This window comes from Sphaerospermopsis sp. FACHB-1194 (assembly GCF_014696235.1).
In the GTDB taxonomy this organism is placed as follows: Bacteria; Cyanobacteriota; Cyanobacteriia; order Cyanobacteriales; family Nostocaceae; genus Sphaerospermopsis; species Sphaerospermopsis kisseleviana.
On record NZ_JACJPU010000040.1, the window covers coordinates 1 to 13,432 of the forward strand.

At 38.3% G+C, this 13,432-nt stretch carries 13 protein-coding genes and 3 pseudogenes; 5 read left to right on the forward strand and 11 right to left on the reverse strand.

Annotation, left to right across the window (positions count from 1 at the left end):
* The 5 genes and pseudogenes from H6F45_RS19665 to H6F45_RS19685 all read left to right on the forward strand — a co-directional run.
* Nucleotides 1-228 (forward strand): annotated as a pseudogene (locus tag H6F45_RS19665) (hypothetical protein); the annotation flags it as partial.
* Between the two features lie 38 nt (nucleotides 229-266).
* Nucleotides 267-1,187: an undecaprenyl-diphosphate phosphatase gene (locus H6F45_RS19670; protein ID WP_096567876.1), complete on the forward strand. Its 921-nt coding sequence runs from the start codon at nucleotides 267-269 to the stop codon at nucleotides 1,185-1,187.
* Between the two features lie 137 nt (nucleotides 1,188-1,324).
* The gene (locus tag H6F45_RS19675; RefSeq protein WP_137669410.1) at nucleotides 1,325-2,650 is read left to right on the forward strand and encodes a TIGR03279 family radical SAM protein; all 1,326 of its coding nucleotides are present in this window, start codon (nucleotides 1,325-1,327) and stop codon (nucleotides 2,648-2,650) included.
* Nucleotides 2,651-3,227: 577 nt separating this feature from the next.
* Nucleotides 3,228-3,602, forward strand: coding sequence for a phosphomannose isomerase type II C-terminal cupin domain (locus H6F45_RS19680; protein ID WP_096567870.1), 375 nt, complete (start codon nucleotides 3,228-3,230; stop codon nucleotides 3,600-3,602).
* A 65-nt stretch (nucleotides 3,603-3,667) separates the two neighbouring features.
* Nucleotides 3,668-4,366 (forward strand): uracil-DNA glycosylase, encoded by a 699-nt coding sequence (locus H6F45_RS19685; protein ID WP_096567868.1) that lies wholly within the window; start codon nucleotides 3,668-3,670, stop codon nucleotides 4,364-4,366.
* A gap of 66 nt (nucleotides 4,367-4,432) precedes the next feature.
* Here H6F45_RS19685 and H6F45_RS19690 read toward each other — a convergent pair whose 3' ends face one another.
* The 11 genes and pseudogenes from H6F45_RS19690 to dndC all read right to left on the reverse strand — a co-directional run bounded on the left by H6F45_RS19690 (nucleotide 4,433) and on the right by dndC (nucleotide 13,386).
* On the reverse strand, nucleotides 4,433-5,191 hold the full coding sequence (locus H6F45_RS19690) for a HEAT repeat domain-containing protein (RefSeq protein WP_096567867.1): 759 nt from the start codon (nucleotides 5,189-5,191) through the stop codon (nucleotides 4,433-4,435).
* 258 nt (nucleotides 5,192-5,449) lie between these two features.
* Complete coding sequence (locus H6F45_RS27100) at nucleotides 5,450-5,575, reverse strand: hypothetical protein (protein WP_277877002.1); 126 nt, start codon at nucleotides 5,573-5,575, stop codon at nucleotides 5,450-5,452.
* A pseudogene (locus tag H6F45_RS19695) lies at nucleotides 5,576-5,842 on the reverse strand (GNAT family N-acetyltransferase); the annotation flags it as partial. It abuts the gene before it with no gap.
* A gap of 288 nt (nucleotides 5,843-6,130) precedes the next feature.
* Nucleotides 6,131-6,319, reverse strand: a pseudogene (locus H6F45_RS19700) (GNAT family N-acetyltransferase); the annotation flags it as partial.
* A 122-nt stretch (nucleotides 6,320-6,441) separates the two neighbouring features.
* Nucleotides 6,442-6,585 (reverse strand): hypothetical protein, encoded by a 144-nt coding sequence (locus H6F45_RS19705; RefSeq protein WP_187041732.1) that lies wholly within the window; start codon nucleotides 6,583-6,585, stop codon nucleotides 6,442-6,444.
* A 99-nt stretch (nucleotides 6,586-6,684) separates the two neighbouring features.
* A complete protein-coding gene (locus H6F45_RS19710) occupies nucleotides 6,685-7,086 on the reverse strand; it encodes an ABC transporter permease (protein WP_187041731.1) in 402 nt (133 codons plus the stop codon).
* Nucleotides 7,071-8,360, reverse strand: coding sequence for an AmpG family muropeptide MFS transporter (locus tag H6F45_RS19715; RefSeq protein WP_190348151.1), 1,290 nt, complete (start codon nucleotides 8,358-8,360; stop codon nucleotides 7,071-7,073). Before H6F45_RS19715 ends, H6F45_RS19710 begins: the two co-directional genes overlap by 16 nt.
* A gap of 82 nt (nucleotides 8,361-8,442) precedes the next feature.
* Entirely contained in the window at nucleotides 8,443-8,838 is a 396-nt protein-coding gene (gene dndE, locus H6F45_RS19720) for a DNA sulfur modification protein DndE (protein ID WP_096567859.1), read from the reverse strand.
* Between the two features lie 223 nt (nucleotides 8,839-9,061).
* Nucleotides 9,062-11,050 carry a DNA sulfur modification protein DndD gene (gene dndD, locus H6F45_RS19725; RefSeq protein WP_190348152.1) on the reverse strand — a complete coding sequence of 663 codons (1,989 nt, stop codon included), beginning with the start codon at nucleotides 11,048-11,050 and terminating at the stop codon, nucleotides 9,062-9,064.
* A gap of 92 nt (nucleotides 11,051-11,142) precedes the next feature.
* Nucleotides 11,143-11,763 (reverse strand): Uma2 family endonuclease, encoded by a 621-nt coding sequence (locus H6F45_RS19730; protein ID WP_190348153.1) that lies wholly within the window; start codon nucleotides 11,761-11,763, stop codon nucleotides 11,143-11,145.
* Nucleotides 11,764-11,766: 3 nt separating this feature from the next.
* Nucleotides 11,767-13,386: a DNA phosphorothioation system sulfurtransferase DndC gene (dndC, locus tag H6F45_RS19735; protein WP_190348154.1), complete on the reverse strand. Its 1,620-nt coding sequence runs from the start codon at nucleotides 13,384-13,386 to the stop codon at nucleotides 11,767-11,769.
* Nucleotides 13,387-13,432 lie beyond the last annotated feature (46 nt).

The following is a 13,432-nucleotide window of genomic DNA, read 5'->3' on the forward strand; positions in this document are numbered from 1 at the left end:
CAGTCCCCAGTCACCAGTCCCCAGTCACCAGTCCCCAGTCACCAGTCCCCAGTCCCCAGTCCCCAGTCACCAGTCCCCAGTCACCAGTCCCCAGTCACCAGTCCCCAGTCACCAGTCCCCAGTCACCAGTCCCCAGTCACCAGTCCCCAGTCCCCAGTCCCCAGTCACCAGTCCCCAAAAAAATCTTGCCCGGAAAAACTGATGACAATAGCGGATCAGGTTGGATAATTTGTTAAAATTACACATCCATTTTGGGAGTCTGGTTAATGACAACAATTTTAGAAGCAAGTAGTATATATTTACTATCATCCCAACTATCATCCCATTTGCTGGCCGTAGCAGAAAATACAAAACAAGTTACCCCGGAATGGTTGCAAGCTTTTATTTTAGGTATTGTGCAAGGTATTACAGAGTTTTTACCGATTAGTAGTACAGCACATTTGTTAATAGTCACCAAAGTATTTGCTTGGAAAGAACTAGGTGCTAAAGATTTTGTGGATGCGATTCAATTTGGTAGTGTGATAGCGATATTATTATATTTTTGGTCACAAATTTCTAGTATTGTTACAGGTGCAATTGCCGCATTTCAAGATCAAGATTGGCAACGAGAAGAATGGAAAATATTGGTGGGTATTGCTGTAGGAACAATGCCGGCATTAATTTTGGGTTTTCTGTTAAAAGATGTTTTACCTGAAAGTGCATTAGTCATTGCTATAATGTCAGTGATCATGTCGATTTTATTGGGTTTGGCAGAAAAGGTTGGAACTCGCAAGCGTGGTTTTGATTCCTTACAAATTCGGGATGGTATTTTGGTAGGATTAGGACAAACTCTAGCTTTAATTCCTGGGGTTTCTCGTTCTGGTTCAACCTTAACTACAGCCTTATTTTTAGGATTAGAACGTGATACAGCAGCAAAGTTTTCATTTTTATTAGGGTTTCCTACTTTGACGATAGCTACCTTATATAAAAGTTTGAAAATTTTTCAGTTGTTTCAGGAAGGGCAATTACCAGATAATATAGTTTTATTATTAGTTATAGGGATTGTTTCCACCTTTATTTTTTCTTATTTATCAATTGCATTTTTGATTAGGTACTTACAAACAAAAAATACATTTGTGTTTGTTTGGTATAGATTAGCTTTTGGTTGTGCTATTTTATTAGCGATCGCCAACGGTTGGCAAGGATAATTTTCCAGGAGTCAGGAGTCAGGGAGAGAATATTAACTTTTGCCTTTTACCTTCTATTCCCCATTCCCCATTGCCTATTCCCCATTCCCCATTCCCTATTCCCTATTCCCTATTCCCTATTCCCTATTCCCTAATATATGTCTACCATTCAACCTGCAAAAATTACCAAGGTGCTACCCGAATCCATCGCTGCTGAAATTGGTTTTGAAGTTGGTGATGCGATAGTTGCCATTAATGGTACAAAACCACGTGATTTAATTGATTATCAGTTTTTGTGTGCAGATGAATTTTTAGAACTTGAAGTATTAGATACTCGCGGTAAAACTCATCAAATTGAAATTGAAAAAGATTATGATGAAGACTTAGGGTTAGAATTTGCAACGGCTTTATTTGATAATTTAATTCAATGTAATAACCGTTGTCCATTTTGCTTTATTGATCAACAACCACCTGGTAAACGTTCCAGCTTATATTTAAAAGATGACGATTATCGGTTGAGTTTTTTATATGGTTCTTATTTAACCTTAACAAATTTACCAGAAAAAGAATGGCAACGCATTGAACAAATGCGGTTATCTCCCTTATATGTTTCTGTTCATGCGACAGAACCAGAAGTGAGAACTAGACTATTAAAAAATCCCCGTGCTGGGCAGATTATACAACAACTTAAATGGTTTCAAGAAAGACGGTTACAAATTCATGCTCAAGTAGTAGTTTGTCCAGGAATAAATGATGGTGAACATCTAGAAAAAACATTAAGAGATTTGACATCATTTCATACAGGAGAAATACCAGCAGTAGCATCAGTAGCAGTTGTTCCTGTTGGTTTAACGCGATTTCGTCCTCAAGAAGATGAACTCGTACCTGTAACAAGAGAAAAAGCCAAAGAAGTAATTTCTCAAGTGAAATTACTGTGCCAAGAATTTAAACAAAAATATGGTTCTAATGTAGCTTGGTTAGCGGATGAATGGTTTTTAATTGCTGGTGCAGAATTACCAAGTGAAGCGGAATATGAAGAATATCCACAACTAGATAATGGTGTGGGTTCTATTCGCTTATTTATTAAACAATTTGCCCATGCAGCTAACGAATTATTACCAGCAAAAATCTTTCCTGCAAAAAAATTAACTTGGGTGGTAGGTAATGCAGTGGAAACGGCATTTAAACCACTGGTTAAACAGTTAAATAATGTAGAAGGTTTGGATGTAAAAATGCGTGCTTTATATAGTGATTATTGGGGGCAAAATATCAGTGTTACCGGATTATTAACCGGACATGATTTACTGTATCATTTAAAAGGGCAAGATTTAGGAGATGGTATTTTATTACCTAGTGTCATGCTCAAACATGGTGAGTTAATATTTTTAGATGATATGACAGTAGAAGAAGTATCGCGTCAGTTGAATATCAGTATATTCCCAGTTGCGGGAGTTGAGGAATTAATCAATACTTGTTGTCAGTAGACAGTTATCAGTTATCAGTTATCAGTTATCAGTTGTCAGTAGTACATCACCAATCGTTCGTTTTCAGACTCAATTTAAAATTTGGATGGGTACAGCAGCAAAGGAAAATCACTATCGAGTTAAAGTATGGGAAAATCAGTTGTTAACTATAGAAAGGTTATTGCGGTACGGTGAGAGGAAAGTAATCAATTCTAACTCAGGGTTAACAGTTCGTTAGGTTATTTATGTTAATCCTGCGGATATTATCAGTAATTGAATTTAATCAATCAGATTTAAGCTCTAAAATTATTAACTTGATATAAATTAATAATTTAGAGCCAGTTTGTCTAGAGATTGAAGTTACTGAAAGCATGATTATGCAAAATGTAAATTGTGCGATCGCCATTATAAATCCATTACTTGTCAGCACTATAATTTGAACAATTTGTGTTCTCTAATAAAACTTTATCTATCTAGAAAATATCGATATTTAATATAAATTTAATGGTGATTTTTAGGTAAATGAACTACATTCTCATAAGCTGTTACACAGCTAAATTGTATAGGTATAACAATTAAACCAGGTAGTAAATCAGTTATGAGTCAGCATGAGAATGAGATGAAGTCCAATATTAAAAAATGTTCTTCCCATTCAGGGGAACGTTACTGGGGTCATGTAGAAGTCATAGAAGAGGGGGAAAATTATCGAATTAGTCGGGTGGAAATTAAACCTAGACACGGTATTAAACCACAAATCCATTATCATCGTCATGAACATTGGGTTGTAGTTTCTGGTGTGGCCAAAGTAACTTGTGGTGTTGAGGAAATATTGTTAAATAGTAACCAGTCAACTTATGTACCTGCTGCAACTTTGCATAAGGTAGAAAATCCTGGTTCTATTCCTTTAGTAATTCTAGAAATTCAAAATGGTGAATATTTAGGGGAAGATGATATAGAACGTCCTGAAGAATAGGTGATTGGTGATTGTTGACTGGGAAGAGTTTTGATCATTATGTATGAATTATGAGGTGAGGATAATTGATAGAGAAAAATGTTAAATTGCCTAATTCTTGGCAATCAATTTTAGCAGAGGAATTAGAGAAACCTTATTTTAATAAACTGCAAGAGTTTTTAAGTGAGGAAAGACAATCTTATAATATTTATCCACCAGAAGAAGATGTTTTTTCAGCTTTTGAATTAACGTCTTATGAAGAGGTAAATGTTTTGTTATTGGGACAAGATCCTTACCATGATGAAAACCAAGCTCATGGTTTATGTTTTTCTGTGAAACCGGGGATTAAACCACCACCATCACTGATGAATATTTATAAAGAATTGAAAGCGGATGTGGGGTGTGATATTCCCAATCATGGTTATTTGGTGAATTGGGCTAAACAGGGTATATTGATGTTAAATGCGGTGTTAACTGTGAGGGCGCACACACCAAATTCCCATAAAAATCAAGGGTGGGAAATTTTCACTGATGCAGTGATTCAAAAGGTTAATGAAAAATCCGATCCGGTGGTGTTTGTGTTGTGGGGTGGTTATGCACAAAAGAAGCTGAAATTAATTGATACTAGCCGACATTTAGTAATTAAATCTGCTCATCCTTCACCCCTTTCTGCACGTAATGGTTTTTTTGGTAGTAAACCTTTTTCAGCTATTAATTCAGCTTTAAGTGGTTGGGGTAAACCTGAGATTGATTGGGAGTTGCCGATTTTGGATTTTGGATTTTAGATTTTGGATTGTTTTTCTGAACTCCAATCTAAAATTGTCAATTATCAATTGTCAATTGTCAATTACCTAAAACCATCCTTCTTGTTCTAGGGTTTCAATTAATTGCAAACCACGGGGATCACCAACTCCCAGCAGTGAAGCTTTGGCATCTTCTCTGACACCCAAATCTTTATCTTCAGCAAAGGCTTGAATTAATGCGTCTATAGCTGTAGCATAGACTACATTAGAAGGTAATTCTTTACACAGTTGACCGATTGCCCAAGCGCAGTTACTACGGATGGCGGGTATGGGGTCTTGAACAAGGGCTTCAATTAAGGGAGGTATTGCACCAATAACTACTTCATAACCCAGAGTTGCCATTTGGGCGAGGGCGCTGGCAGACCAGAGACGGACGGCGGAAATGTCGGTTTTGAGGGCATCTATGAGGGGGTTTAAGGAACGGCGATCGCGGCAGTTGCCTAAAGCCCAAACTACACCTTTTCTGACATAGCCATTAAAATCGCAGTTAAGTTGATTAATTAAGGGTTCAACAGCATCAGGGCTGGGGTTACGTCCCAAGGCATAGGAGGCGCTAACTCTAACTAAAGGACAAGAATCGGTTAATAAGCGAATTAAATGGGGTATGGCTCGTTCATCTTGAATATCACAAAATGCACGGGCGGCTAACATTCGTTGCTGGGATTGAGGATCTTCCAAGAGTGCTAACATTGCCTCTGGATCAGGTTTAACTATTTCTGATTCAGGGGTAATAGGTTCTATTTTGTCTAGGGGGCTTTCTAAATCAGCTTCGTTATCAAGTAGGTTTATATCGTCTTCGTCGTACATAATATTTTTTAAAAAGTAATTATATAGGAGGCAGGAGGCAGAAGGCAGGAGGCAGAAGGCAGGAGGCAGGAGGCAGAAGGCAGGAGGCAGGAGGCAGGAGGCAGAAGGCAGGAGGCAGGAGGCAGAAGGCAGGAGGCAGGAGGCAGAAGGCAGAAGGCAGGAGGCAGAAGGCAGAAGGCAGGAGGCAGGAGGCAGAAGGCAGAAGGCAGGAGGCAGGAGGCAGGAGGTAAATATTTCTTCCCAGTCACCAGTCCCCAGTCACCAGTCCCCAGTCCCCAGTCCCCAGTCACCAGTCACCAGTCCCCAGTCACCAGTCCCCAGTCCCCAGTCACCAGTCACCAGTCCCCAGTCACCAGTCCCCAGTCCCCAGTCACCAGTCCCCAATCACCTAATGAATTTTATCATCCATAGGGATTGAGTTTGATAACCAAGATTTTGATAAAGGTTGAGGGCGGGGGTGTTAGAGGTAAATACTTGGAGTCCGATTTGGCGATCGCCCCTTTGTTTTGCCCAGTTTTCTATATGCTGCATTAATGCCTTAGCTATCCCCCGACGACGATGGGAAGGGACAACATAAAGCAAGAATATGTGAGCATGGCGATCGCCTGTAACTTGGTCTATGGCGTTACCTGCCCAAAGACAGGCTATGGGAACTGGTGATTGGGGATTGGGAATTGGGGATTGGGGACTGGGGATTGGGGATTGGGGACTGGGGATTGGGGACTGGGGACTGGGGACTGGGGACTGGGGACTGGGGACTGGGGACTGGGGACTGGTGACTGGGGACTGGTGACTGGTGACTGGGAAGAAATATTTACCTCCTGCCTCCTGCCTCCTGCCTTCTGCCTCCTGCCTCCTGCCTTCTGCCTCCTGCCTCCTGCCTCCTGCCTCCTGCCTCCTGCCTTCTGTTCCCTGTTCCCTGTTCCCTGTTCCCTGAGTTTCATATACCCACCACAAAGGGGTGTCAGTGGAGAAATATTGTTCCACTGTACAGGCGAGGTGAGAAAAATCTTGAGTAGGAAATAGTTCTTGGTAAGTACGCTGGATAAACTTAACCAATAGTGCTTTGTCTAAGGTAGAACCTCGGCGAATAGAATAGCCGTCCAAAGGAAAGTCAAAATTGGGCATGGGGCGATTCAATTTTGGATTTTGGATTTTGGATTTTGGATTGTTTTGAGTATCTCCAATCTAAAATCTAAAATCTCAAGTTTTCTTTACTGTCACCAGTCACCAGTCACCTGTTCCCTTGTTTACAAATTACTAACTATCACTCCAATGGGTGCGGGTGCGGCCATGTCGGAGGGTAGGAAAATCCGGGCGCTGACTGCGACTAGGGCAATCAAAAATACTAGAACTACGAGTAGGGGGGCGATGTATTGACGAAAAAAAGCCATATTCGGGATTGTAAATAATGAGGTAACTGGTGGAAAACCAGTTAATGTAAATTTTTCTTAATTTATTTTAGCGAGTTTGGAGGCAGGAAAAACTAAAGGTTAACGTGCATCCCGATCCAAATCATCCAGGACTCGTTCACAATACCAATTTTCTGGCATTCCGGGATAATTTTGCTTGGCTTGTTCGATTAATCTTTCGGCTGCGGCTACGTCACCGGATAATCTGGCAATGAGTCGGTTTTTGAGGTAGTTACCTGTAATTTCTTCGTCTACCTGATTAGGTAGGCTGGGAGTGGAGGGCTGTAACTGTTCTCTTTTTAGTTGCCAAAATAAAACGTAGTAGAGTGTGCCAAAAATTAGAACTAAGCTGATTGTTCCCAGGAGAGTGAGGGGGCTAAAGATAAGATATCCTAAAACTAATTGTGAGAGTACGTAGCCCAGTAATAAACCTGTGACAACGAGGACGAATGTACCGACAAGAATTACTACTTGGTTTCCCATATATCCTCTTCTTCTTCAAGTCCTGGTCTGGTTGCTGTCACTGGTTTGGGATTCCAAGGGGCAAAGAAAGGTAATAGGAGTAGTCCCGGTATAGCAGCAACAATACTAATCACAAAAAATAAAGGCCAACTTGTAGTTTTTGCTAACCAACCTGCTGGCGCAACTAGAATATCACGACTGACGGCCATAAAACTAGAAAGTAAAGCATACTGTGTGGCGGAATAACGCTGATTACACATATTCATTAAAAAAGCAACAAAGGCGGCTGTTCCTAATCCTGCACAAAAGTTTTCGATGTTGATTGTGAGTAAGAGAACCTGATAATTTTTCCCAACTTGTGCAAGTAAAAGATAAGCTAAGTTGCTGATTGCTTGCAACCCACCAAATACCCAAAGTGAACGATTCAACCCAATTTTACTCAAAAATGCGCCTCCTGCCAGTGTACCAACTATGGTGGCTATTAGTCCCATGCCACCTTGAATTGCGCCAATGTCGGTTTGAGTAAAGCCTGTTTGCAGCAAAAACGGCGTGGACATATTATTCACAAAGGAGTCGCCGAGTTTATATAAGACTATGAACAGGAGACTTAAAGAGGCGTAAACTATGCCCTGACGCTGAAAAAATTCACCAAAGGGTAAGATGACGGCTGCGGTTAAAGATTCTGGTGGGATGGTTTCTTTTGGTTCTGGTGCAAATAAGGTGGTTATAATACCTACTGCCATAGCCACTGCCATTAATAAGTAGATTGAAGACCAAGGTATTTTATCAGCTAGGATGAGGGCTAATGAGCCTGTGAGTAGTAATGCTATGCGATAACCTAAAACGAATACGGCTGCACCTGCACCCATTTCTAGTTGTTCGAGTATGTCGGTGCGGTAGGCATCGGCGGCTATGTCTTGGGTGGCACTGAGGAAGGCGATGGCTACGGCGTTGATGGCTAGTAGTTGTAGGGCTTGTTTGGGTTGTTGTAAGGCCATGCAGGCGATCGCTATTAATAACCCTATTTGTAAGATAATTAACCAACCCCGTCTCCTGCCTAAAAAGGGCAGTTTAATCCAGTCTAACAAGGGCGACCAAAGAAATTTTAAGGAATAGGGCAAACCAACAAGGCTAAATAAGCCAATGGCAGTTAAATCTACTTTTTCAATGGTCATCCATGCTTGTAAGGTTTTGCTGGTTAAAAATAAGGGTAAACCAGAGGAAAAACCTAGTAATAATAAAGCCGCCATTTTGCGGCTACCGAATACTTTTAATAGCGATTGTACTGGGTTCATGTATTAAAAATTTTTTTACCATTGTTGCTGTTGACATGACTATTGTGTAGTTCATGTCTAGATACGTCTGAACGTTGTAAAATCAGGATTTTACTTTTTTTGTTGCCATTTCTATTAAATCTTCAATTCTCTTAATATTTGGATCTCCGGCTAAGTATCCTATTCCTCGATGTAGGTGTAAACGAAATTGGGTGATGAGGGTTTCTTTATCTGTGTCTAAACCGTCGTTGTGACAACGTTGTTTCAATGCCAATAGCAATATATCAGCCATTTCTCCCCCAAATACTTTCCAGGTTAGTTCTACGTTGCTATCTTGGGGGATGGGTACGGGTGATGGGGGGGCGGTTTCTGCTAGGGAACGACAAAACGCCCATCTGCATAGGATGTTCCATTGTTCTATTTTGGTGTTGCGTTTGAGTTTGAGTAGTTGATCTTTGGCTGTTTGGGATAGTCTAATACGTTCTATTGGTGATTCCATGATTTTTGATTAACGAACTACTACTGTTATATATTTGTAATATTTTGATTTTGGGCAATATTACGCACTAAGCGATTCAGAAAACGGAGGCGCGAAATATTGGTGTTCCTTGTTGTATTTCTATTGTGATCGCACCTTCTAGGGGTAAGTTGGTGGGAAGTTTTTGTAAGGTTGGTAGTAAGGGAGTTGTCATATTTAACTTTGTGAAATACTAGATGATATTCTACCAAAAATAACCGTCTTTTATTGTAGTTTCTCTTTTACCGGAGTTATATTGCAAGAGGTATTCACGGGCGATCGCTTCGTTTTCTCTCAGGAGTTCTACTTCTTTTTTGGCTATTTCTGTGTCGGTGGAAAGTAAGATTACTTGATGACTCGCTGCGGGAAAGTATCTTTCTACTAGGTTGTTTCTGTGGGATGAGTCGAGTCTTCCTAGTGGTGTGTCAATAGCAACGGGTAAACGTTTTCCTGATACTTTTGCTAAACCCCAAAGGAAGGCGATCGCTAATAGTTGTTTTTCTCCTGCTGATAGGCGATTTTTAGGTACTGGTTTTCCTTTTAAATCATATAATGATATACTAAATGTCTGGGCATCAATGGCAATTCTATGAACTAAATCTGATTTATGCAGAAGATAAAGAAAACAGTTTTTTACTTCTTCTTCTAATTTATTCAATTTCCTTAATGTCAATTTTTCTCTAAATATCTTTAAGGTTGCTTGTACTTTAGTGACTGCATTAATTAAATGTTCTGTACTTTGATATTTCAAACTATCGCTAGTATAGTTAGTTAGTTCTTTTTTGGTTTTTTCAATTGTTGCTTGTAATTCTAATAAATGACGTTTTAAAAACTCTACATTACTATTTGCTTTATTCCATTCTCTTTCGGCTTTTTCCCTAGCTTGTTGTAATTCTGCATAAGCTTCTGGTGCTGCTGCTGTTTGAATTTGTCTGTCTATGGTGAGTATTTGTTCTTCGTAATTTTGCAGTTCTAATATTTTAGCATTAGCTGTATTTTTGGCAATTTGTAAACGATAGACGAGATTATCTAACAAAGTTAAACTTTCTTCATCAGCATTTAACCAAGTGGTTTCTGTAGATGAATTAACAGCATATAATTTATCAATATCTTCAACTAAGAAATTTTGAATACTGTTAATTTTCTCTAATTCTAAATTTAGCTGATTGAGCAAATTTAGTAAACGTTGATCTCTAGCAATTAACACATCCTTTGCTAATTGCATTTGTTGAAATTTTAACTCTTTTTCCCCTTGGGTTTGAATTTGGGATAATAAATTAGGAATTAACCCTAATGGTAGCACATCTTCCGCTAATTCACGTAATGATTTACGGATATTTTCTGCATTTTGAACTTGATTTTCTTTTTGGGTGTCTAGTTGACTACGTTCAGCAGCGAGTTTTCCACCTTCAGAAATATATTTATTTAATGCTTCATCATATTGAATTTTTAAATCTTTTAAATCTGTTTCTAATTTTTCTAATTCTTTTTGTTTATTATTTTCTTTTTGTAATTGTTCTGCTAAACGGTTTTCTAATTCTTCTAATTTAGCTAAATCTTGTTTATCAGCAGTTTCCTTTTTTTTACGATTCACTAATATTTCTAAATCTACTGCTAATTTATCAGCTAATTCTAATCCTAAAAGTCCATTAATAGCATCTACAACTACAGCAGGTGGTATTTCTTGTTCTGCAAGTTCTTTTACTTGTTCCCCATCAAACAGAAATAAATTAGAAATACCTAAAGGGAGAATATTTTCTATATATTCATCCCAAATAGTAGCTAAAGAATCAACAGGCCAAGTTTCATCTTTTCCTAAAATTCCTAATGAGTCTTTACCGTCTTTGGGATTTTTTTCCCAAGTTCTCACTACACGATATTGAATTGGTTTATCGTCTTCGATGTGTTCAAAAACTAATTCAATTCGGGTTTTATTAATGGTATCAGCTTGACTATTGACACATTGAGTTAAAAAATCATTATAACTCAAGTTTCCTCTAGTAGAACATTGGGCGCGTTGTCCATATAATGCGAGGCGAATAGCATCCATTAATGTTGTTTTTCCGCCACCATTCATTCCTCCTAAAAGGATGATAGGGCGAATATTATCTTGATCTATTCTGGGATCAAGGTTGATGACTTGTCTACCAGCGTAGGGACCGAAGTTTTGCAGTACGAGTTCTAGGAAGATCATGAGAGTTAAAATTTAAAAATTAATAGTTTTTTAAACGAACCACAGAGGCACAGAGAAGCCAATTTCTAGAACGAGAAATGAAGGATTTATTTTTACCTTTTATCACCAATTCTAAAAATTTGATTAGCTGTTAAATTCAAGTTAGGAAATGCCGCAGAAATTAACACATCATTTCCTGTAAATTGACTAACTTGATATTCTCCTTCAATTAAATTATGTATAGAAATTGTTGGTTGTTTAGGATTACCAATATATCTTCTTCCACCTAAACCTAGATAGTCAGTGATCCAATATTCAGAAATACCTAATTTTTCATATTCAGCTAATTTGATTAAATAGTCATCTTGCCAATTTGTGCTAACTAATTCAATTACTAAACGGACCGTTTCACCTTGGGTAATTGTAGAACGTTTATTCCATAAAGGTTCATTATTAATGACGTTCCAATCTAAAACAATGACATCGGGATTATAACCAGATTTGGCAGAATCTACTGGTTTAATAATACATTGTCTGGGGATAAAATAAGGTAGGTTATTTTGTTCGATTTGTACACTTAATTTCTGTGCTAAAAATCCTGATACCTGTTCATGTGTTCCCGTCGTTTGCATTTCAAAAATGACTCCATCATGTAATTCAAACCGTCCATATCCATCTGGATACCAGTCAAGAAATTCTTCTAAGTCTATAAGTTGTGGTAATGTTTGTAACATAATCTACTCCTCTTTTTTCTTAAATTTCATACTCGCAAAATTTGCTGGTTTATTTGGTTGTTCATTCTCTTCTTTTTCTGCTGTTTCACCGATATTTAATTGTTTAAATGCTGCGCGAATTGTGGCTATATCTCCTTCACTTGCTGCTTGTCGTAAGTCTCTTTTAAAATGGGCATAATCAATAGCATCTTGTTGAGAACGAGAACTGGTTTCAAAGCATTTTTCTAAACTATCAAAAATCCCTACTCGGCGCGTTTTTTTCTTAAATTGTCTTTCTGTATCTAACAATTTCGCCATTAGTTCTAATTGCATTGCGTCACCTTCACAGATTTCTTCTAATACTTCCCATTCATCGCTACCCAGTAGGCTATAATCTGCACCAGGACGGGGATCTTTAAATTCTTCTCCTGTCACTTCTTGATAAATTCGGGGTAAACTATCATCAAATTCGTGTTTTTCTTCTAACCATATCCGGCGAATTTCGCTGAGTTCTTCCATAGATATTAAGGTGATATCTCTCATGTTTTCCGGGGCAGTGTGTCTGATTTGTTTTTCTATTTTTAATAGTTTCCTTAACCAATATTCTCGCCAATATTTTGTATAAGGTCCGTGAATTGGTTCAACAGATATTTCACCATCTACATTACGTTCAAATAGTTGCACTTCTCCCCAGATACGGCGAAAATCTCTTTTATTTCTATCATCTCTGATATCTAATTCATTACGCATATCTAAGAGAGGCTGCATCCATTCTTTTTCTTCATCATTTTGAATCATTGCCTCCATTGATTTATCTTTATTAACAATTGTGCAAACCCAGCAACCAAAACGGGAATCACCACAACTAGGAGTAGAAGTATCAACAACTAAAGGACATTCATTATCTGCTGTTGCACCTCTATACATAGTAAATAAATCTTTATTGCTATATCCCCAAGGATTTTCCCACTGATTCAAATAAATCCAAACTTCATCAGTTCGCCAATCTTCTATAGGAAGGTAAATCATAGAATTAGGTCTACTAGGATTAAGATTCATGTGATCGCGTATTCGCCATTCTCTATGTTTAGCCATTGTTATAGAACGTTTTACGCTTTCAGCCTTACGAGTACCCAATACAAGAATTACTTCACCAGTAGCTTGAATTACTTCTCTAATAAAGCTGTCAGTTGGTTTAATTTTCAATCTATCGGTACACCAACGCATACGATTACGTGGTGCTGGGTAGCCTTTACCTATTAAGTTAACCCAAAATGTATCTTTAACTGCCGGATAAAGCAGATGCGGTTCAAGCGGTATTCCTTGTTCTTGCGCTGCTATTTTCATTTGTTTTAGAGAGTTTTTTACCCAAGTAGCAACTAAAGGATTTTCTACTAATGTATCTGTGGTAATAACATGAATAGTTTTAGTTCTTTTTTCTGGTGGAAGTCCAGAAATAGCATTCCAAATAAGTTGTAACGTTGCTGTACTGTCCTTTCCCCCAGAATAACCCACAACCCAAGGTATCGCATCCAAACAATATAATTCCTGAATTTCTGTGGTGAGAACTTGAATATAGTCTACCAATTCCGCCACAGTACGATTTTGCTGATTTTTACTGTCTGTTTGTGGTGCTATAGTCATGACTCCCTACCTGTAATTATATAGATGTACCTGGATTATATGTATT

Coding starts and splice junctions, on each gene's coding strand:
- H6F45_RS19670 (WP_096567876.1), top strand. CDS start 267: ATGACAACAATTTTAGAAGCAAGTAGTATATATTTACTATCATCCCAA.
- H6F45_RS19675 (WP_137669410.1), top strand. CDS start 1,325: ATGTCTACCATTCAACCTGCAAAAATTACCAAGGTGCTACCCGAATCC.
- H6F45_RS19680 (WP_096567870.1), top strand. CDS start 3,228: ATGAGTCAGCATGAGAATGAGATGAAGTCCAATATTAAAAAATGTTCT.
- H6F45_RS19690 (WP_096567867.1), bottom strand. CDS start 5,191: ATGTACGACGAAGACGATATAAACCTACTTGATAACGAAGCTGATTTA.
- H6F45_RS19705 (WP_187041732.1), bottom strand. CDS start 6,585: ATGGCTTTTTTTCGTCAATACATCGCCCCCCTACTCGTAGTTCTAGTA.
- H6F45_RS19710 (WP_187041731.1), bottom strand. CDS start 7,086: ATGGGAAACCAAGTAGTAATTCTTGTCGGTACATTCGTCCTCGTTGTC.
- H6F45_RS19715 (WP_190348151.1), bottom strand. CDS start 8,360: ATGAACCCAGTACAATCGCTATTAAAAGTATTCGGTAGCCGCAAAATG.
- dndE (WP_096567859.1), bottom strand. CDS start 8,838: ATGGAATCACCAATAGAACGTATTAGACTATCCCAAACAGCCAAAGAT.
- dndD (WP_190348152.1), bottom strand. CDS start 11,050: ATGATCTTCCTAGAACTCGTACTGCAAAACTTCGGTCCCTACGCTGGT.
- H6F45_RS19730 (WP_190348153.1), bottom strand. CDS start 11,763: ATGTTACAAACATTACCACAACTTATAGACTTAGAAGAATTTCTTGAC.
- dndC (WP_190348154.1), bottom strand. CDS start 13,386: ATGACTATAGCACCACAAACAGACAGTAAAAATCAGCAAAATCGTACT.